The 20,851-nt window shown below is 69.1% G+C and carries 15 protein-coding genes; all 15 read right to left on the minus strand.

All coding sequences use genetic code 11. The features are described from left to right. Positions 1-47: 47 nt before the first annotated feature. The 15 genes from ABYF38_RS04680 to ABYF38_RS04750 all read right to left on the minus strand — a co-directional run bounded on the left by ABYF38_RS04680 (position 48) and on the right by ABYF38_RS04750 (position 20,831). A complete protein-coding gene (locus ABYF38_RS04680) occupies positions 48-815 on the minus strand; it encodes a HesA/MoeB/ThiF family protein (RefSeq protein WP_371152992.1) in 768 nt (255 codons plus the stop codon). Positions 816-928: 113 nt separating this feature from the next. Beyond that, positions 929-1,348, minus strand: a complete 420-nt coding sequence (locus ABYF38_RS04685; RefSeq protein ID WP_371151120.1) for a molybdenum cofactor biosynthesis protein MoaE — start codon at positions 1,346-1,348, stop codon at positions 929-931. Between the two features lie 115 nt (positions 1,349-1,463). Continuing rightward, positions 1,464-2,459: a MoaD/ThiS family protein gene (locus tag ABYF38_RS04690; protein ID WP_371151122.1), complete on the minus strand. Its 996-nt coding sequence runs from the start codon at positions 2,457-2,459 to the stop codon at positions 1,464-1,466. A 71-nt stretch (positions 2,460-2,530) separates the two neighbouring features. Then, on the minus strand, positions 2,531-3,319 hold the full coding sequence (gene narI / locus ABYF38_RS04695; protein ID WP_371151123.1) for a respiratory nitrate reductase subunit gamma: 789 nt from the start codon (positions 3,317-3,319) through the stop codon (positions 2,531-2,533). Between the two features lie 5 nt (positions 3,320-3,324). After that, positions 3,325-4,005, minus strand: a complete 681-nt coding sequence (narJ, locus tag ABYF38_RS04700; RefSeq protein ID WP_371151124.1) for a nitrate reductase molybdenum cofactor assembly chaperone — start codon at positions 4,003-4,005, stop codon at positions 3,325-3,327. Continuing rightward, positions 4,002-5,546 (minus strand): nitrate reductase subunit beta, encoded by a 1,545-nt coding sequence (gene narH / locus ABYF38_RS04705; RefSeq protein WP_371151126.1) that lies wholly within the window; start codon positions 5,544-5,546, stop codon positions 4,002-4,004. Before narH ends, narJ begins: the two co-directional genes overlap by 4 nt. Continuing rightward, entirely contained in the window at positions 5,546-9,322 is a 3,777-nt protein-coding gene (locus ABYF38_RS04710) for a nitrate reductase subunit alpha (RefSeq protein ID WP_371151128.1), read from the minus strand. Before ABYF38_RS04710 ends, narH begins: the two co-directional genes overlap by 1 nt. 53 nt (positions 9,323-9,375) lie before the next feature. Continuing rightward, on the minus strand, positions 9,376-10,719 hold the full coding sequence (locus tag ABYF38_RS04715; RefSeq protein ID WP_371151130.1) for an MFS transporter: 1,344 nt from the start codon (positions 10,717-10,719) through the stop codon (positions 9,376-9,378). A 381-nt stretch (positions 10,720-11,100) separates the two neighbouring features. Continuing rightward, on the minus strand, positions 11,101-12,246 hold the full coding sequence (moaA, locus tag ABYF38_RS04720; RefSeq protein ID WP_371151132.1) for a GTP 3',8-cyclase MoaA: 1,146 nt from the start codon (positions 12,244-12,246) through the stop codon (positions 11,101-11,103). Positions 12,247-12,413: 167 nt separating this feature from the next. Next, complete coding sequence (gene mobA, locus ABYF38_RS04725) at positions 12,414-13,124, minus strand: molybdenum cofactor guanylyltransferase (protein ID WP_371151134.1); 711 nt, start codon at positions 13,122-13,124, stop codon at positions 12,414-12,416. Positions 13,125-13,313: 189 nt separating this feature from the next. Next, positions 13,314-13,826 carry a MogA/MoaB family molybdenum cofactor biosynthesis protein gene (locus tag ABYF38_RS04730; protein WP_371151136.1) on the minus strand — a complete coding sequence of 171 codons (513 nt, stop codon included), beginning with the start codon at positions 13,824-13,826 and terminating at the stop codon, positions 13,314-13,316. Between the two features lie 233 nt (positions 13,827-14,059). Then, a complete protein-coding gene (locus tag ABYF38_RS04735) occupies positions 14,060-14,428 on the minus strand; it encodes a hypothetical protein (RefSeq protein ID WP_371151138.1) in 369 nt (122 codons plus the stop codon). Then, on the minus strand, positions 14,425-14,799 hold the full coding sequence (locus tag ABYF38_RS04740) for a thiamine-binding protein (RefSeq protein ID WP_371151140.1): 375 nt from the start codon (positions 14,797-14,799) through the stop codon (positions 14,425-14,427). Before ABYF38_RS04740 ends, ABYF38_RS04735 begins: the two co-directional genes overlap by 4 nt. Positions 14,800-14,814: 15 nt before the next feature. Then, entirely contained in the window at positions 14,815-16,395 is a 1,581-nt protein-coding gene (locus ABYF38_RS04745; RefSeq protein ID WP_371151141.1) for an aspartate:alanine exchanger family transporter, read from the minus strand. A 263-nt stretch (positions 16,396-16,658) separates the two neighbouring features. Further along, positions 16,659-20,831, minus strand: a complete 4,173-nt coding sequence (locus tag ABYF38_RS04750) for a cell wall-binding repeat-containing protein (protein ID WP_371152993.1) — start codon at positions 20,829-20,831, stop codon at positions 16,659-16,661. Positions 20,832-20,851 lie beyond the last annotated feature (20 nt).

Below are 20,851 nucleotides of genomic sequence, written 5' to 3' on the forward strand. Positions count from 1 at the left end.
CGACGTCGGCCACCCACCGCCCCGCCACGCGGCCACCCGCCGCCGGGCTAGGCTGCAAACGGCAGCACGTCGAAGCGGCCGCGAGCAGCGTCGGCCACCATCACCCGTCCCAGCAGCGGCTGGCCCGCGCCAGTGATCAGCTTGATCGCCTCCGTGGCCATGACCGCGCCGGCCTGGCCCACCACCGGCCCCAGCACGCCCGCCTGCGCGGCCGACGGGGTGGTGCCGGGCGCCGGGATCCTGGGGTGCAGCATCCGCAGCGTGGTGGCCGGCAGTCCCGGCGGGGGCTGGGACCAGAACACGCTGACCTGGTAGCTCATCGCCACCACGGTGCCCCACACCAGCGGCACGCCAGCCTGCGCGCACCAGTCCGCCACCATGTACTTGGCCGCGAAGGTGTCGGTGCACTCGACCACCAGGTCCCACTGCCCGCCGTGCTCCTCCAGCCAGTCCCGCGAGACGTGCCCGTACAGGTGCGTGCGCACGCCCGAGTTCAGGCGCTCCACCGCCCGGCGCGCCGACTGCGCCTTGTTCGTCCCCACCGCGTCCTCGCCGTGCAGGATCTGGCGCTGCAGGTTGGATGCCTCCACCGCGTCAGAGTCGCAGATGCCGAGCGTGCCCACCCCCGCGGCGGCCAGGTACATGACCACCGGGGAGGCCAGCCCGCCGGCCCCGACCACCAGCACGCGGGCCGCAGCGAGGCGCGCCTGGCCCTCCAGGCCCACCCCGTCCACCAGCCACGTGCGCCGGTAGCGCTCTGCGGCCGCGTCGCCCTCGCTGAGGTCGGTGGGGATCGCAGCCAGCGGGATGCGCACCGGGGACGACGTTGCCGCCCGGCCGCCCTCCGCCCGCGCCCGCCCGCTGTCAGCCTGGGCAGGGGGCAGGGCAGGACTCGGAGCAGGGCGCACGGCTGGGTCCTGGGCGGGGCTCACGGCAGCCCGGACCAGCTGTGCGAGCCGTCCACCAGCACCTGCTTCTTCCAGATGGGCAGGCGGGCCTTGATCTCCTCCACCAGCGCCTCCACGGTGGTGAACGCCTGGCCCCGGTGCTCCGCTCCCACCGCGACCACCATGGCGTGCTCCCCGACGGAGAGCGAGCCCACGCGGTGCCACGCCTCGATCACGTGCACCCCCGCCTTGTTCGCGAACTGCTCGGCGATCTCCCGCAGGACGACCGCCGCGTTCGGGTGCGCCGAGTAGTCGATGCCTGCCACGTCCAGGACGCCGTCGTGGTTGCGCACGATCCCGTGGAAGGAGGCCACGGCCCCGCAGCGCTCGTCGAAGGCGGCGGCCTCGATCCGCGCGGGGTCTAGGGGGGCGGACGAAACCGAGGTGTGCACGCGGGGCATTGGTATCTCCTGATGTCGAATTGGGAACGGAGCGTTGGGGGCTGCCGGTCCCTAACGAATCGAGCTCGTGCCCCACATTAGAGGAGAATGCGCGCGGGCAGAGGCCTGCCTGGGGCTATCCGCCCGCGAAGGGAGGCAGCACGTCCACGCGGTCGCCGCGCCCCAGCCGGGAGTCGCGGTCAGCGGTGCGGCCGCCCACCAGGAAGCTGCACACCTCCAGCACGCCGGCCAGCTCCGGGCGGCGCTCGCACAACTGGTCCAGCAGGGCCCCCAGGGTGGCGGGCACCGCCTGGGCGGGGAGCACCATCCGCTCGCCCCCGGCGGCCTCTGCGGAGCCGCCGTAGAAGTGGACCACCACCCCGTCCGAGCCCGCCCCGGCGGGGCGCGGGATCAGGTTGATCCGCGCCCACAGCGGGTTGGACTCGTCCGGGACGTACTCGATGTCCGCCGTGCCCGCCGAGGTCAGCTTCAGCACCTCCACGATCAGCCCGCGCCTCAGCTCCAGGGCCAGGGGCTCCGGGTTGGTGGAGTCCCCGAAGGGCAGGGCGGTGACCAGGAAGGAGGTCTCGCCGTCCTCGCACGGGCGGGCCGCGAAGCCCATCGTGGTCAGGAACATGCGGATCTTGCCCATGTGGGCCTCGAGGGAGAAGTCCGGGCCGGCCACCTTGTGGGCGCTGTGGTCCGGCACGTGCATCGCCCGCAGCGCCGCGTGCGCCCAGTGCGCGCCGATCTCCCGGGCCGCCACCACGGAGTCGATCTCGCACTCCCGCAGCCAGGTGAGCACCGAATTGACCAGCTGGTTGAGCAGCTGCGCCGGGAAACCGGGGTCCACCGGCACGTAGGTGACGTAGCCCAGGGCGGGGCGGCCGCGCCCCTGCGCCGGCAGGGACCTGCGCAGCACCAGCCCCTGCCCGTACAGGGCGTCCAGGGTCTCGCGCACGGAGGAGACGTGCAGGCCGGCCTCCTCGGCCAGTTCCGTCACCGTCACTGGTTCGGCCCGGTTGGCGATCCGGCCCAGCAGCTGCTGCTGCGCGCCGGTGAGCGAGGCCATGCGCCTGAGAATCTCCCCGGTGTCCGCGGGGATGTCCTCAGTGAGTTCGCTGGTGCTCATTTGGTCTCCGTGTCGTCTCTGGCAAGTCTCCGGTCAGCCGACATTCAGGGCGCCTGAGAGGCCATAGCAGGCTACCAGCCGCGGGGACGGTGAACAGCCTTCCTCTCATCCCGTGAGCGGTACACCACATGGGGGCGTGTCAGGTAACCCACCGGCGCCGAGACCACGTGCACCAGGCGCGTGAACGGCCAGAGGCAGAACAGCAGCATGCCCGCCACCACGTGCAGTTGGAACGAGAGCGGCACGTCGATCATGTACTCCGGGGCGGGCTGCAGCAGCAGGATGGAGCGGAACCACACGGAGATGGTGGAGCGGTAGTCGTAGCCGTGCTCGCCGCCCAGCACCTGGTGGACCAGGGTGGCGTAGGCGCCCAGGAAGATCGGGATGCACATCAGGACGTAGGTGACGATGTCCATCGGGGAGGTGGCCAGCCGCACCGACTTCACCACGACGCGCCGGTAGATCAGCCCCAGCAGGCCGATGATGGTCACCAGCCCCGCGATGCCGCCGCCCACCACCGCGCCCGTGTGGTACATGTGCTCGGTGATCCCCAGGGCCTCGGTCACCTCCCGGGGCACGAACAGTCCACCCACGTGGCCCAGCGCCACGCCCAGGATGCCGAAGTGGAACATGGGAGAGGACCAGCGCAGGATTGCGGACTCGTTCCAGTTGGAGGACCTCGAGGTCCAGCCGTACTGGTCGGTCTTGAACCGCCACACGAGTCCCACGACGATCACGACGATGGAGACGTAGGGCAGCGCCACCCACAGCAGCGTGTCCAGGAACGTCAGCTCGCGGCTGGGCACTCCAGGAAGGTTGCCGGGGTCCCCGGCCAGGGTCGCGGCTTTGAGGAGAAACATGGCTTTCACCTTTCCTGGCTATGAACGGGAGAGGGAGTGGAAAAGAGGTTGCCCACGCCAACCAGCTCAGTGGGCGGGCCCTGCGAAACGAGCTTCTCGTAGGCGGCCACCACCTCCGGGGTGGGCTCGGGCAGGGTGAGGACTAGCGCCTCCAGCACGTGCGCCCACGGCGAACCGGTGGACCTGAGGGCGGAGCGGACCACCTCCACCCCGTGCCGGTTGGCCTCCAGCAGGTTCTCCGCCGCGCCCGTCTCATCGAGGGCGGCGAACTCCAGGATCACCGGCAGGTGGTCCGGCAGCTCGTTGCGGCGCGGCTCGAAGCCGGCGCGCCGCAGCAGCTCCTTGAAGCCGATGATGGCCTGACCGCGGGAGCGCGTGTCGCCGTGGCTGTAGTAGGTCAGCCCCAGCGCGCAGCGCCGCTTCTGGTCGAAGGTCTCCACGTAGAGCACCTGCAGGTCGCGCACCGTCATGGCCTCCGCCAGGTCGCAAAACGCCCGCAGCGGCCGGGCCACGAAGTCCGGCAGGCCGGGCAGCTCCTGGCGCACGGCCGCCAGCTTGGCCGGCATGTCCTGCTGCGGGTAGTCCAGCAGCAGCGAGCAGGCCATGCGCACCACGCGCTTTTGCTGCCCGGTGATCGCCTGCGCCGCCGGGGCGGGCATGCGCGGCACCCCCACGAACGTCCTCATCGCCGCACCTCGAGCGGGAGCATCTTGCGGCCCTGGGGCTGCGTGGAGTTACCGGAGGGGGTGACCGCGTTCATGCCGTGGAATGCCTCCACGTCGTAGGAGACCGGGCAGCCCTCCAGCTGGGCGATGCCTCGCGGCATCTCCGGGGAGGCGGTGGGGATGACGTAGCGGTCGTCGTACTTGGCGATCGCCATGAGGCGGTACATCTCCTGGATCTTCTCCCCGGTCATCCCGACGGCGGCGGCGATGGACTCATCGCCCTCGACGCCGTTGTAGACGTCGCGCATGTAGGAGCGCATGGCCGCCAGGCGGCGCAGGGAGCGCTCCACCGGGCGCGGGTCGCCGGCCGTGAACAGGCCGGCCAGGTACTCCAGGGGTATGCGCATCTGCGAGATCGCGGAGAGCAGCACCTTGTGGTCCTCGCCGTCCGCGCCGGAGGCCGTGACCTCGTCCACCACCGGGGAGAGCGGCGGGACGTACCAGACCATCGGCAGCGTCCTGAACTCAGGGTGCAGCGGCAGCGCCACCTGGTAGTCGTGGATCAGCTTGTACACCGGGGACTGCTGGGCCGCGATGATCCAGGAGTGGGGCACGCCGTTGGCCTTGGCCTGGGCGACCACGTCCGCGTCGAAGGGGTCCAGCAGGATGTCACGCTGGGCCGGGTAGAGGTCCCATTCGTTTTCCACCGAGGCCGCTTCGGTGACGCGGTCGGCGTCGTAGAGCAGCACGCCCAGGTAGCGCAGTCGGCCCACGCAGGTCTCGGAGCAAACCGTGGGCTGCCCGGACTCCAGGCGGGGGTAGCACAGCGTGCACTTCTCTGCCTTACCGGTCTTGTGGTTGAAGTAGACCTTCTTGTAGGGGCAGGCGGAGACGCACATGCGCCAGCCGCGGCACCTGTCCTGGTCCACCAGCACGATCCCGTCCTCGGTGCGCTTGTACATCGCGCCGGAGGGGCAGGCGGACACACAGGCGGGGTTCAGGCAGTGCTCGCAGATGCGAGGCAGGTAGAACATGAACGCGTCTTCGATGGTCTTGGACACGCGCAGGTTCATCTGGTGCAGCACCGGGTCGGAGTCCAGCGTCTCCATCGAGCCACCCAGGTCGTCGTCCCAGGCCGGGCCCCACGAGATGGTGTCGATGGGCTCGCCGGTGATGTGGGAGATCGGCCGAGCAGACGGCATGGAGCCCTGGTTGGCGGGCGTCTGCAGCAGCTTGTCGTACTCGTAGGTCCACGGCTCGTAGTAGTCGTCCTGCGTGGGCATGGACGGGTTGTGGAAGATCTTGGCCAGGGTGGCCAGCCTGCCGCCCTGCTTGAGCACCAGTCGGCCGGAGGCCGTCCGGCGCCAGCCGCCGCGCCACTTGTTCTGGTCGGACCAGCCGCGCGGGTAGCCCACGCCGGGGCGGGTCTCCACGTTGTTGAACCAGATGTACTCGGTGCCGTCCCGGTTGGTCCAGGCCTGCTTGCACGTGACCGAGCAGGTGTGGCACCCGATGCACTTGTCGAGGTTCATCACCATCGCAATTTGCGCCATGACCTTCATCAGAACTGCACCTCCTGGCTGCGTCGCCGAATAACAGTGACCTCGTCACGCTGGTTTCCGGTGGGGCCGTAGTAGTTGAACGCGAAGGAAATCTGCCCGTACCCGCCGGCGACGTGGGTGGGCTTGATGGCGATGCGCGTCAGGGAGTTGTGGATTCCGCCGCGCTTGCCGGTGCGCTCGGTCAGTGGTGTTCCCACCATTCGCTCCGAGGCGTGGTGCATGAAGACGGTTCCCTCTGGCATGCGGTGGGATACCACCGCGCGGGCGGCCACCAGGCCGTTGCGGTTGTAGGCCTCCACCCACTCGTTGTCCCGCACCCCGATCTTCTCTGCGTCCTGCGGGCTCATCCAGATCACCTGGCCGCCACGACCCAGCGTGAGCATGTAGGGGTTGTCGAAGTACTGGGAGTGGATGGCCCACTTGTTGTGGACCGTCAGGTAGCGCACGGCCACCTCGATGGAGCCCTCTTGGCTGGTGCCCACGTGGCCCACCGGGTGCTCGCCGTACATGTGGGCCATGTCCAGCGGCGGACGGAAGACGGGCAGGGACTCGCCCATGTCCTGGATCCAGTCGTGGTCCAGGTAGAACTGGGGGCGGCCGGTGAGGGTGTGCCAGGGGCGAAGCTGCTCGATGTTCTGGCAGAACGCGGAGTAGCGCCGCCCGCCGGTCTCCGAACCGGTCCATTCCGGGGAGGTGACCACGGAGCGCGGCTGGATCACGGTGTCCTGGAAGGTGATGCGCTTTTCCTCATCGCCCTCGGCCAGGTGGTGCATCTTCACGCCGGTGCGGGCCTCCAGGGTCTTAAACCCGGTGTAGGCCAGGCGCCCGTTGGTGGTGCCGGAGAACATGAGCACCATGTCAGCGGCCTTGATGTCGGTGTCCAGCAGGGCGCTGCCCTCGCCGGGCTTGCCGTCCATCGGCGCCCGCCCGTTGCGTTCGGCCAGCGCCACCACTTCCTTGTCCGGGTTGAACAGGAAGCCCTTCTGCGGCAGGCCGGCCTTGGCGGACAGCGGGCCCAGGCGCTCGAACTTGGTGCCGATCATCGTGTAGTCGCGCTCGATCGGGATGATCTTGGGCATGTCCACGCCCGGGTGCCAGCCGGTGCGCGGCGGCACCACACCGTTGTGCAGCGTGTACTCGTCGGGGCTGTCGTGGTAGAGCGGCGCGGCGAACACGTCGGTCTGGGTGCCCAGGTGCTCCACGGCGAACTCGGAGACCAGGTGGGCCAGGGTGCGGTAGATCTCGAAGTCGCTTCTCGCCTCCCACGGCGGGCTCACCGCCGCGTTGAAGGAGTGGATGAAGGGGTGCATGTCCGTGGAGGACAGGTCGTGCTTCTCGTACCACGTGGCCGCCGGCAGGACGATGTCGGAGTGCAGCGTGGTGGAGGTGTTGCGGAAGTCCGCCACCCACATGAGGTCCAGCTTGCCGCTGATCGGCTCGCGCCACTTGATGGACTTGGGCCGGTGGCCCTCCGGCAGCTCCTCGGCGTTGACGTGGTTGACCGTGCCGAGCATGTGCTTCATGAAGAACTCGGTGCCCTTGGCGGAGGAGCCCAGCAGGTTGGTGCGCCAGTTGGCCAGGATGCGCGGGTGGTTGTTGGGGTGGTCGGGGTCGGTGACCGCGAACTTCAGGCGCCCCTCGGTGAGCTCCTGGGCCACGTAGTCGGCCGGGCTCATGCCGGCCTCCTTGGCCTGGCGGCCCAGTTCGAGCGCGGAGCGGTCGAAGGTGGGGAAGGAGGGCATCCAGCCGCGCTGGGCGGACTCCACCAGGGTGTCTGAGATCATCTTGCCCTCGAGGGTGCCGGCCCCGAGCGGGTGGGCCATCGCCTCGGCGCGCGCACCGTCGTAGCGCCACTGGCTGGTGGTCATGTAGTACCAGCCGGTGGAGATCATCTGCCGGGGCGGGCGCTGCCAGTCCAGGGCGAGCGCGTACTGCTGCCAACCGGTGATGGGGCGCACCTTCTCCTGACCCACGTAGTGGGCCCAGCCGCCGCCGTTCCTGCCCTCGCAGCCGCAGATGGTGGTCAGCGTCAGGAAGCCGCGGTAGATCAGGTCGGAGTGGAAGTAGTGGTTGGTGCCGGCACCCATGAGGATCATGGAGCGGCCGCCGGACTCCACGGCGTTGAGGGCGAACTCGCGCCCGATCTTCTCGCAGGCCTTGGCGGGCACGCCCGTGATCGTCTCCTGCCAGCCGGGGGTGCCGGGGCAGTCGGCGTCGTCGTAGCCGGTGGGCCACTGGCCGGGCAGGCCGGGGCGCTCCACGGCGTGCTGGGCCAGCATCAGGTCGAAGACGGTGGTGACCATGTAGCCGTTGACGCGCCGCGCCGGCACGCCACGCCGGATCACGCCGGCACCCACGGAGGTGGTGCCCTGCGAGGAGGGCAGGTCGAAGCGGTTGAGCAGGACCTCCACGGGCTCCCACTGGTCGCTGTCCATGACGGACAGGACCGGCTCGACGCCCTCCAGGCCCAGGTTCCACTTGCCCATGCCCTCTTCGCCGTAGTGGTCCGCCAGGGTGCCGCCCGGGTCCTTGACGGTGCCGTCGGCCTCCATGACCAGGGGGCGGGCGTGGTTGTTCTCGGTGCGCTCGGTGGTGCCCTCGGGCATCATCGAGGCGGTGAGGAACTTGCCGGGGCGCAGCGCGCTGCTCATGCCCTCGGCGCCCACCACGCCGGCGAGCTTGTCCGCGCCCACCTCCTCCAGGCGCACCAGGAACGGGCAGTCGGAGTAGCGGGTGACGTAGTCGCGGAACATCGGCTCGCTGCGGTCTACGTAGAACTCCTTGAACACCACGTGCGCCATGCCCTCGGCCAGGGCGGCGTCGGTGCCGGGGTGGACGCGCAGCCAGTCGTCGGCGAACTTCGTGTTCTCCGCGTAGTCGGGAGAAACCACCACGACCTTCTGGCCGTGGTAGCGGGCCTCCGCCATGAAGTGGGCGTCGGGGGTGCGGGTGAGGGGCAGGTTGGTTCCCCACATGATGAGGAACTGGCTGTTGTACCAGTCTCCCGCCTCAGAGACGTCCGTCTGGTCGCCGAACACCTGCGGCGAGGCGGGCGGCAGGTCCGCGTACCAGTCGTAGAAGCTCAGCATGGGCGCGCCGATGAGCTGGTGGAAGCGGGCGCCGGCGCCGTAGGAGATCATCGACATCGCGGGGATGACGGTGAAGCCGGCGCAGCGGTCCGGGCCCCAGGTCTTGAGCGTGTAGGTGTAGGCCGCCGCCAGCATCTCCATCGCTTCTTCCCAGGTGGCGCGCACCAGTCCGCCGCGGCCACGCTGGGACTTGTACGACATGGCGCGCTGGGGGTCAGAGACGATGTCTCCCCACGCGAGCACCGGGTCCTGCAGGCGCGCCTTGGCCTCCCGGAACATGTCCAGCAGCACGCCACGGATGTAGGGGTACTTGATGCGGGTCGGGGAGTACTCGTACCAGCTGAAGGCCGCGCCACGCGGGCAGCCGCGCGGCTCGTATTCGGGCATGTTCGGCCCGGTGGTGGGGTAGTCGGTGGCCTGCGACTCCCAGGTGATGATGCCGTCCTTGACGTAGATCTTCCAGGAGCACGAGCCGGTGCAGTTCACGCCGTGCGTGGAGCGCACCACCTTGTCGTACTGGTAGCGCTGCCGGTAGAAGACGTCCGCCTCGCGCCCGCCCTCCAGGAAGATCTGCCGCGAATCTGTGCTGGCCTTTCCGCGCCGCAGCCAAGATCCCATCTTGAACAGGGGCGAGGTGAGGGCGTCTACGCCGGCAACGCTGCGGGGTGTCTGCTTCTCGGTGGTCATTGGGTCTCCCGGAGTGGATTAAGAGGGCAACTGTGCTGGAACGGCGGTTGGGGTCAGCCGGGGAAGGGCGCTCCCGGGCGGGCGAAGCGCACCCAGGCGAGGACGGCGCAGATTGCGCAGTAGGCGGCGGCGAAGAAGTAGAAGGTGTGGGCGGACACGGCGGTGAGGGCCACACCGACCAGGAAGGGGCCGAGCGAGGCGACGGCGGCGGTGAAGCCGATGGCGCCGCCGGCCTGCCGGGTGGGCATGATCATGGGCATCTGCTTGAACGTGGAGGCGTTGCCGATGCCGGCGAACAGGAACATCACGAGCATGCCGATCAGGAAGGGCGTGAAGTCCGAGGGCGAGTCGGTGGTCATGAGCACCCAGCCGGTGAACGCCAGGGACAGGCCCATGCCGATGGCTGAGACGAAGGTCCAGATCGCGCCGCCGAACTTGTCGCACAGCGGGCCCCAGGCGAAGCGCAGCAGCGCGCCGACCAGGGTGCCCAGGAAGGCGTAGGACAGGCCCACGGGCAGGGTGGACGGGTCGTGCGTGGCCGCCAGCGGGGAGAGCTTGCCGAAGTTGGCGTTGATGATGAGGGCGGTCTGGGCGCCGAAGCCGGAGAACAGGCCGAAGGTCATGATGTACAGGACGGTCATGTACCAGGTGTTGGCGTTGCCGAAGATGTCCAGCTGCTGGCGGAAGTTGGCCTTAACCGGCACGTCGCGCAGGGTGATGAAGCCGAGCACGGCGGCCAGGATCGCCCAGGGCACCATGAAGATGACGGCGTTGACGACCATCGGCTTGGACGGGTCGGCGTCGGGGGCCAGCAGGGTGACGCCCACCAGGTTGGCGCTCATGAGGAGCGGGGCGCCGAGCTGGATGAAGGACATGCCCAGGTTGCCCAGGCCGCCCTGGAGTCCCAGCGCGGTTCCCTGCAGGCGTTTGGGGAAGAAGTAGCCGGTGGAGGGCATGTAGCCGGAGAACACGCCGCCGCCGATGCCGCTGGCGAACGACAGGAGCAGCAGCACCCAGTAGGGGGTGGTGGGGTCTTGGACGGCAAAGAACCAGCCGGCCATGGGCAGGACGTAGAGCAGCGAGGACCAGATCACCATCTTGCGGGTGCCGACCGTGGCCGGAATGAAGACGTAGACCAGGCGCAGCACGGCGGCGGAGAGTCCGGGCATGGCGGTGAGCCAGTACAGGGCCGCCTTGGTTTCCTCGGGGCTACCGAAGTTGAAGCCGATCTCGGTGAGCTTGGAGGCGATCGCGTTGGGGAGGAACCAGACCGCGAAGCCCAGGAAGAGCGAGTAGGTGGTGACGACCAGGGTGGTCCAAGCGACTTTGGAATTCCACTTGGTGGGGTCTTCTGTGTTCCAGTCGGTGAGGACTTTGCCTCGAGTGGCGGCGCTCATGGCCCCCTCCTTGGAATTCTGTGTGGGGATGTGGGTTTGGCGTGGCCTGGGGGCGCCTTCTTTGGCACGGCTGGGGAGGCCTGCCACTCTGTGCCCTGGACCACACTTCTTTTAGCGGGATCGTAACAGGTTAATTATTGGGGGGATGATTTTTGAGGAGGTCAACACCGCTCAAACACGCCCCGCCGCGCGGATTGTGCGCCGCGCCGCGCCCCACCCTCTGCTGGACGACGTTGCCGCCCCGCCGTTTCGCTGCAATTACGCCCCTTCGTGGCGGCGCAGCGGGGCTGGCCGGGCCCGGGGCCCCGCAGGGAGGGCGGGAAAAATCGGGTGCCCGGCGGCGGTGCACGGAGGGCGCCAAACCGGTCCTAGCACGCCGGATCAGCCGCCAATTCTGCTCATGGTGCGTGACGGAATTGCGAAGTCGTGGGTGTCCAGGCCGTGCGCGGCCGGCTTGGTCCACATGGCGCCGCACCAGATTCGGGCGATCTGCGCGTCGGAGGCGCCCGAGCGCAGAGCGGAGCGCAGGTCCGTCTCCGTGGTGGAGAACAGGCAGGAGCGGATCTGGCCGTCCGAGGTCAGGCGCGTCCTGTCGCAGGCCTGGCAGAACGGCGCAGAAACAGAGGCGATGATTCCCACCTGCCGGGAGGGATCGTCGTCCACAATCCAGCTCTGCGCGGGCGAGTGCGGGTCGGAGCGTTCGGCCGGGGTGAGGGTGTGGCGGGTCTGCAGCAGGTGCACGATCTCGTCAAACGTCACCAGGGTGCGGCGGCTCCAGGAGCCGATCGGGCCCATCGGCATCTGCTCGATGATGCGCAGCTCGATGCCCCGTTCCAGGCAGAAATCCAGCAAATCGGGCACGTCGGCCTCGTTGATCCCCCGCATGACGACCGCGTTGACCTTCACGGGGCTGAGCCCTGCGGCCACCGCCGCCTCCAGGCCGCGCAGCACGTCCGGGAGGCGGTCGCGGTGCGTGATCTGCTTGAAGTGCTCGGGCACCAGGGTATCCAGGGAGATGTTGACGCGCTCCAGACCGGCGGCCGCCAGGCAGCGGGCGCGCTTGTCCAGGCCCAGGGCGTTGGTGGTCAGGGCCAGGTCGGGGGCCAGGCCCTGGTCGGTGCGCAGCTTGGCGCACTCGGCGATGATGCCCTCCAGTCCGGCGCGCAGCAGCGGCTCCCCGCCGGTGAAGCGGATCTGACGGATACCCAGCGTTTCCACGCCCACGCGGCAGAGCCTGACCACCTCGGCGTCGGTGAGCGTGTCCTCGGTGGGCAGCCATTCCAGCCCCTCGGGGGGCATGCAGTAGGAGCAGCGCAGGTTGCAGCGGTCCGTGAGGGAAACCCGCAGGTCCCGCGCTATTCTGCCAAAACGGTCGATCAGCACTTCCGCAGCCGGGGTGGCGGCGGGGCTAGTCGCCGCGTGCGGCGCTCCGGTCGCTGCGGCGGCGGCGCTGGGCGCGCCGGGCCGCCTGAGCTGGAGGGCCACGGGGACCGGTCCGGCGCCGGCGGCGGGGGCAGTGGGGTGCATGCGAACACAGTACAGGCTTATCGGAGGGTTGGAGCCCTGTTAAATGTGCGGCTGGGGACGGGCAGCCGACCGCGCGCGGGGGTGGCCCAACGGCGGGGGTGGCCCGGCCGCGCGCAGCCGGGGGCGCCGCACGGCGCGGCTGGCCGACCGCACGGCCTGGCTGGCCGCTAGCCCAGCCGCTGCCGCCAGTAGGTGAGGTCGGCCGGGGTGTCCAGGTCCAGGCACTCCTCCTGACTGGCGCGAACCCGCTCCATGCGCAGGTGCCTGAACGTCCTGCGCACGCCCCGGCCGTGGAGCGCGGGCGGGGGCCCGGCTGCGCGGGAGGACTGCCCGGGCCCGGCTGGGCCGGCCGGGCCCGGGCGGGCACCCGGGCCCGCGAGCGCGGGGGCGCTGAGAGCCTCTCGCAGCGCCCCCAGCCCGTAGGCGGCCTGCAGGTACTGGTCGAAGGGCTCGGGCTCCCCGCCGTGGATCAGGGCACCGTCCCCGCCGGCCTCCAGGCTCGCGAGCGCCGCCGGCACCAGCCGCGCCAGCAGGCCCGCCAGGCCCGGGGTGTCCACCCCGCACACGATCACCAGGTCGCCCGCCGCCCCGGGCTCCAGCTCCCCCAGCCCCGCGCCGATCCCCGCCAGCGGGCCACCCCCGGGGGGCTCCTCCATGGTGCGCTTCACGCCGGCCGGGACGGCCACGTCCTGCGGCGCCACCACCACGATCGTGCCGGTGACGTGCGGGCGCAGCGCGTCGATGACGCGGTCCAGCAGGCGCCCGCCCACATCCAGGTCGGCCTTGGACACCCCGCCCAGGCGGCTGCCCTGCCCGCCCGCGAGCACCACTGCGTCGATTCGCCGCTGCTGCGGCCGATCCTGCGCGTTCTCCGCCACGGCCTACCTTCCTTCCCTGGCCCTAGTCGCCTCTACCCAACCGCCCGGGGCGTGGGCGCCGGCCCGCGCCGGTGCTTTGCTCATCGCGGGCGGCTTTGCCCCCTCTGGCGGGCGGCTTCGCCCGCTTTCCCGGGCAGTTTCGCCTTGCCCCCGGGGCCAGGCCCACCCAGGCGGGCCGGAAACGGCGGCCTAGCGCTCCTCGTCGAGCTGACTGTAGATGGCGCCCAGGAGCGGGACTAGCACCTCCAGCGTGTCGCCAGCTCCCCCCACCGAGCCCGGCGAGGAGAGCACCAGGGCGCCGGAGGAGTCGCGCGCCGTGACGCCCACGACCTCGCGGGAGAGGCCGGACAGCGGGGTAGAACGCAGGCCGTAGGCGCGGATCTGCTCCGCGATGCCCGGGATCTCCACCTCGATCACCGAGCGCACCACCTCCGGCGAGTAGTTGCCCAGGCCGAAGCCGGATGCCCCCAGGATGATGACCAGGCGGGCCCCGGCGGCGAGCTCCTGGCGCACCGCCGCCTCCAACTGGCTGCGGTCCTCCGCCACCACGGAGGTCGCCACCTGCCCCAGCCCCGCCTCCTGCAGCAGCTGGGCGCAGCGCAGCCCCGCCTTGTTCTCCTTCACCCCCGCTATGACGCGGTCGGAGCACGTGATGACGGCGGCCGCGATCGAGCCGAGGTCGTATTCGGTACTGGCTGGCATGGCTATCCCCCTGTTTTGGTGCGCGAACGAGCTTCCCTGCCCGCCGGCTTGGTCGATCTGCTCACTTCCAGACACTAGCCCCGCCGCGCCGAAACTTGTCCAAAGTCGGCGAGACTTGTCAATAGCCACCCCGCTAAGGGCAAGTCTCGGCGGCTTTTGACAAGGCTCGCGTCCGGGGCACTCCGGCGCCACCACCGCCCTCGCAGCGCTGCGGCCGCGATGAGCGGGAAGGCCTAGCGGGCAGCGTCGTCCACTCCCAGGCCGGCCTCGCCCTCCAGTTCCGCCAGCGTGGGGGCGGGGCGCCTGACCGGCTTGAAGGCGATCACCACCAGGCCGACCAGCGCCACCGCGAGCGCGGCCGCGAGCCAGCCGCCCACCGGGGTGAGCGGGGCCAGCAGGAGGGCGGAGGCGGCCAGGGAGTAGCGGCCCTTCCACCACGCCAGCACTCCCCCGGCGCAGGCGAGCGTGCCCAGCACGGCCATCGCGGCCAGCATCCAGCGCGCTTCACCGTCGCCGGAAGCGGCCAACACCCACCAGCCGCGCGCCACCAGCACGGCGAAGGCGACCAGAGCCGCCCCCAGTACCGGGCGGGCCCAGTTCAACGGCGCCCCTCCGCAGCGTCCAGGTGGCCGACGTTCCCGCCGGCCTCCCCCGCGCGCTCACCGCCCGGAGCGTCGGCCAGCGCGGCCTCCAGGCGGTCCAGCTTGCCCTGCAGCTCGCCGGTAAAGCCGGGGCGAACGTCGGCCTTGATGACCAGCGAGGCGCGCGGGGCCACCTCCAGGACGGCGTCGGTGGCCTGCTTGACCACGGCCATCACCTCATCCCACTCGCCCTCCAGGGTGGTGAACATCGCGGTGGTCTCATGCGGCAGGCCGGAGGCGCGCACCACCGCCACGGCGCGGGCCACGGCGGCGCTGACGGAACCGGTGTCATCTACCCCGGCCAGCGGGGCGACGGAGAAGGCGAGCAGCATTGCACTCCTAAAGGGCTAGAGGACCGCAGCCAGCCCGTAGACCAGCAGGATCTTGGTGATGATGGAAAGAGCGTAGTGCGTGGCGTAACCGGCATCGATGCGCTCGTCGGAGCACTGCAAGTTGGCCGCCGCCACCAGGGCCGGCTGCCCGATGAAGCCGGCCAGGCCACCGGCCATGCGCGGGGAGGACAGGCCCAGCAGCTTGCTGGCGAAGACGAACAGTAGGCAGCCCACCGCGCACAGCACCGCGCCAATGGCGATCACCTTCAGGCCCAGCGGAGAGAAGGCCTGGGCCGCAAAGGCCGGGCCGGAGGCCAGCCCCACGCAGGCCAGGAAGAGCAGCAGGCCCAGCTGGCGGATGGTCAGGTTGGCGGCGTAGGGCAGCTGCCAGATCATCGGACCGGTGCGCTCGAAGTGCCCCAGGATCATGCCCACCAGCAGCGGGCCGGCCGCGGCGCCCAACGCCAGGGTGGCCCCGCCGCCCAGCGGGATCGTGATGAGGCCCAGGCCCAGGCCTAGCCCCAAACCGAGACCGGCGGAGACCGGGTCGATCTCTCCCACGCCCTTTTCGGAGTCGCCCAGGAAGGCACGCACCTCCTGCAGCTTGCCGGCAGGCACTACGGCCAGTACCCGGTCGCCGGGCTCTAGCACCAGGTCTTCGCGGGCCAGTAGGTCCAGGTCGCCGCGCCGCACCCGCATGATCGCGCCGTCGAAGCGGCCCGGGATGTCCAGCTGCCCGATCGAGCGGCCGATCACGGCCTTGGAGGAGACCACGAAACGCAGGTGATCTACCTCGTGGCGCTTGTCCGCTAGGTGCTCCTCGGTCTCCTCTCCCAGCACCGCGATCGCCTCCCGCACCCTGGGCTCGGCGCCCACGATCACTGCCCAGTCGCCGTCCTCCAGGTTCTCGCCCTGGCGGTAGACGCGGGTTTTACCACCGCGCGAGAGGTAAGAGATGCGCACGTCGCCGCGCGCCAGGGCCGGCACGTCGGCCGGCGTGAAGTTCCCAGCGATTGCCACCGACGTGGCGAACAGGCCGGAGCCGGCCAAGGAGGGGGTGTCGCGGGGGCCGGGCCACTTGCGGGCCAGGGTGAAGGAAACGAACAGCAAGGAGACCACCACGCCGATCGGGTAGGCCAGTGCGTAACCGACCGCCGGCTCGTTGCCTCCGGTGGCGGTGGTGGCGGCGGACAGCGCCGGGGTGGAGGTGAGCAGACCGGCAAAGGTTCCCAGCGTCATCTCGCGCGAGAGCCCAAAGTATGGTCCCACCAGGTAGATCAGGCCGGCCACGCCCACTAGGCCCACCACGGTGATGGCCATGAAGTTCAGGTAGCGCTTGATTTCCCGGAAGAACGTAGTGCCGGCGGTCAGTCCCACCGTGTAGACAAACAGGGCCAGGCCGATTCCTTGCACCAGCTTGAGTCCCTCACCCAGGCGCGGGTCTAGCGCCCCGATGGCGATGCCCACAAAGAGCGCGCCGGCAGCGCCCAAACGCAGCGGCCCCAGCGGGATTGAGCCCACCAGGGAACCGAGCGCCACCACCAGGAAGATGGTCAGGAGCGGAGACATGAGCAGGACGTCCACGATCGCGTTCATCCTTTCAGCCTACGCGTGCGCCCTGCCGGCGTCAGCCAGACCGCCTCACCGCAGCACGCCGCGCCTCCGCCACACCGCCGCCTCCGCCACGCCGCCGCCTTCGCCAAGCCGGTTGGACGACGCTCTACCCGGCCCGCGCCAGTGGGCACCGCCCTAGGTTCGGGCCGGGTTCGCACCGAACCGGACCTAGCGGGCTGGCCATGGATGCGGGTGGGGGCCTGCGGCGTCGCCGCAGGCCCCCACCCGTCAGGCTGACGTGGACGCTAGTTCAACCTGAGCGCGGCCGCCTCGAGGACCTTCTGGGAGACGGACTTCGCGCCGCCCATCACTCGTAGCTGAGCTACCTTTTCCCGCGCGTCCAGCTCCGCCACCGTGGCCGGTGGAAGCGCCCCGGCCCGCGTGAGCAGCAGTACCCCGTCGTGGTTGGCGGCCAGGGCCGCACCGGAGAGCGCGTCCGGGAAGCTCTCTCCCGAGGCGAGTACCACCAGCTTGGCGTCAGCCACGAAGGAGCGGGCCAGCATAGCAGCCGTTTCGTAGCGGTCCTTGCCTACCACCGTGCGGGTCTTGCCCTGCGCGGCCAGTCCGGCCGTTCGCAGGGCGGCTTCGGCCTGGCCTCCCACGGCCACCACCTCAACCCCAGGCGCCCGCTTGAGCATGACCCGGACCTGGGCCGGCAGGCTGCTGCCGGCGCTGAGGAGCACCACGCCTCCCGTGCGGCCTGCTACCGCGCCCGCAGCTAGCGCGTCCGCGTAGTGCAGTCCGCTGGCCACATAGATCCGTGCCGGCGCGCCGTTCTTTTGCGCCACCTCACCGGCTATCTGCACGGCCGTCTCGTAGCGTGACTGGCCAGCAATTCGCTTCACGGTGAACCCGGCACCCGTCAGCGCTGCCGCCTTGCTGGCGGGCACGGAGTTCTCCGCCCCCACAATCAAGACGGTCTCCACGCCCTTTTGCCGGGCAGCCTCAACGATGGCTGGCTCCAACTGTGGGGCGGTGGTGAGCACCAGGGCGGCGCCGTGAGCGGCCGCCAGCGGACCCGCCGCCACCGCGTCCGCGAAATTGCGCCCATCGACCAAAACCATCGTCTTGGTCACGGCGGTGGACTGGCGCATTGCCTCCACGGACGTCAACACCCGGTCCGAACCGGCGATCCGGGCCACCTTTCCACCAGGCAACTCGGCAATCGGAGCCGCCGTCGGGGCGGGCGTGGCAGACGCGGACGGCACCGGTGTCACCGAGGGAGCAGGCGTCACCGAAGCACTAGGTGTCACACTCGGCGCCGTCGATGGGGGCGGCGTGGGGGCCGACGTCGGATCCGGCGTCACCGACGGAGCGGGCGTCACCGAAACGCTAGGTGTCACACTCGGCGCCGTCGATGGGGGCGGCGTGGGGGCCGACGTCGGATCCGGCGTCACCGAGGGAGCAGGCGTCACCGACGGCGTCGGGTCAGGCATCGGCCCGGGAGCTGCGGCCTGATCTGAGAGCACCACCCACCGGTAGATGCGCTGCTGCAACTGGTTCGGGGCGGTCACATACACCTCGAAGACGTTGATCCCTCGGCCCACCTGCACCGTGTAGCTGCCACTTCCGTCCGGCATTACCTTTTTGCCGTTGACCGTGGCCACCATCGTGGCGCCTTCTGCAACCGGCGTGAGCTTAGCGGTGTAGCTGGTAACAGCCGGGTCGGCCTTGACCACGAAACCATCCTTCGCGGCCAGGTTTGCGCCGTCCGACGGCATGGGGAGGGAGAACTGCGCGCCGGCCAGGTCAGCCAGGCGAGAGAGCTTGCCCTCCGGCAAGGTCGGCACCACGTCGAAACCGGCACCCGGCTCCCCGCTGCCCACTTCCCGCACCAACTCAACCGGCGTGCCGGCCACGTTCAGGTCAGTGAACACAAAGGGGTGGTTATCCGCCGCCGAGTTACGCCGCAGTGACGCCATCAGCCCGATGCGAGCAGAGGCTCCCACGGACGAGTTAACAACTGGGGTGCCCAAATTGGAGAACTCGACTCCGTCCAACGAATAGGCGCCCTGAATCCCGTCCTCCTGCCGAGTCAGCTTCAACCACAGTTCCTGCTGGGTGGGGTCAGTGACCTTGCGGGAGTCCTCTTCAGCTCGCCCATTTTGTTCCGTGACCACGGTGATCGACGGGGAGCCGTTGTTGTGCTTGCGCTGGATCGTGACGTAGTTGTCGTCGTTCTCGTAGAGGATCAGACCGGCCTCCTCGTACCAGTCCTGCGTCCTGCCGGTCATCTTCACGACCACGGACTCCCCCACGCCCAGCTGCTTGCCGGGCAGCAGGTGAATGTTGCCCGCCCGGTTGTCGTCCAACCACAGGGAACCCAAACCGGAGGGCACCAACCTGAGACCCTTGCCCTCGATGCGGGCGTGGGCCGGATTCGGGCGGATCACCTCGAACGGGATCAGCTCGTAGGTGGGCTCCGTCTGCCCCACCGTGACGGTCACGGGAGCGGTGGTGGCCTGCCCGAAGGGGGTGACCACCACGGCATGAATCTGGGCCTCACCCTCCTGCTTGCCCAGGATCTGCCCCTGCTGGTTTACCGCCGCGATTTGCGGTGCTGAGGAGAAGTAGAAAACCTGGTTTGCAGTCGAGTTCCTGCCGCCCACACTCACGCCCTCGTCGCGAATGTCCACGTTGGCGCCCGTCATGTGGTGCAACTGAACGCCCCGGATGATGCCCTCTCCGTAGGTGTTGCCCTCCAGCACCACGTTATTTGAACCGCGCAGCACGAACGCGGGGCGCGACACCCCTCCTGTTGGTGCGGCTACGCGCGCCGTAGTGAGCGCACCGACGCCCACGCGGTTAGAGGCCAGCTCCAACGTGGGAGCACTGGACTCCTCGTACCGCATCACCCGGTTATTCCGGAACGTCAAACCGTTGATGCTCTTGGCGTCCAGAATCGTGCGGTCGTTGACCAGGAACGTGTTGTCCTCGATCAGGACGTTGGAGTGCGCGGCCAGTTGCGGATTCTGCCCGCCCGAGGTGGGTTCAAAGAAGATCACCGGAGCAGGGTTGTTGTATGTGTCCCTGGCTGGGCGCAGGAACGTGTTGCCACGGATGGTGAAGTCACTAACCATCGCGGACTCGTACCACTGGTTGGCGTCACCCGAGACGTAAATGGATGCCATTTCCATCTGGTCAAAAACGTTGTTCTCGATCAGCACCGGGCGGCGCGTGGTCATGAGAATGCCGCGAGTCGGGATCGACTCAAAGTGAGAGTTACTGATCGTCACCTTCGGGTTGTAGGTGACGTTTTCTGCCACCACGGCATCCACGCGGGCACCGGCTGGCATGTCGCGATCAAACGTCACTTTCATGGTGCGCAGGTCGTGGCTGGAATCGACACCCGTGGGGCCATCCACGCTCACAACCCGGCCGCGCCACGGCTGCCCGTCGCTGTCTAGCAGGTCCCGCATGGTGTTGCGGTCAACCAGAGCAACCTCGTTGCCCTCGTAGAACTGAGGGAAGCCGGCAGTCTCGTGGTGCATGTAGCGGAAGGTGGCCTGCCGGTTGCTGTGCCGGTTTTTCATCTGCACGTATGTGCCGTGAACGTTGATCGGGTCGTCGTGCGCGAAGCCGAATCGGCAGTTATCGATCAGCACCTCTCCCTTGTCCCCGGAGACCTGGATGAGGTCAGCGAAACCGACGGTGGTGCGGTAGGACTGCGGCGGGGGCCGGAAGTCGACGTTGCGCACCGTGACGTTCTCGTTGAACTGGAACAGGATGCCAAAGCCGTGCAGGTGCCCCACGTTGAGGTCTTCTAGCTTGATGTCCTTCGATTCCCACACGAAGGCGCCCGGGGTGTCGCGCCACCAGGTGCGCACGTGGAAGGAGCGGCCCACCCCGCCCGGTGCAGAGCCGGCGCGGTAGGTGAACTCCAGGAGGCCGGGGGCCTTTTCTCGAATTGACTGCACCCCAGTGAACAGGGGCTCGACCGGGAGCATCCACGAGGCCCGGAAGGCGTGCCCGGTGTCCAGGTCCAGCAACTGCTCGTACATGTCGTTCAGCGAGGTATTGCCGGGGTTGGACGGCAGCCTCAGCGGGTCGTACGACCAGTAGGGCCGATTCGTGTAGGGGGAGTTATCGCTGTGGATCGTTAGGTTGCGCCCCGAGATTGAGTATTGATACCCCTCCGGGATACGCACCTCTCTGGTCAGTCTTCCGTCGTCTAGCGTGCCCGCGCCGGTAAACGTCAGGTCCAACACGCGGGGCGCCACGTGATCGGTGGAAAAGTTCTTGAACGTGACGCGCTGGGAGCGCAAGGCGGCGAAGGTGGTTTGCTGTCCGTGGAGGCGCAGCAGAGAACCCCCACCGTCCACGGTCACGTCCTGCATGTTTTCCAGCAGGATTGCTATGCGCTTGTCCTTGTATTGCGGGCGCTCACCTACCGTGTTGGACGGATAGAGTTCACGCACCTCGGCTTGGTCTGGATAGA

The organism is Buchananella sp. 14KM1171 (assembly GCF_041380365.1).
Taxonomy (GTDB): domain Bacteria; phylum Actinomycetota; class Actinomycetes; order Actinomycetales; family Actinomycetaceae; genus Buchananella; species Buchananella felis.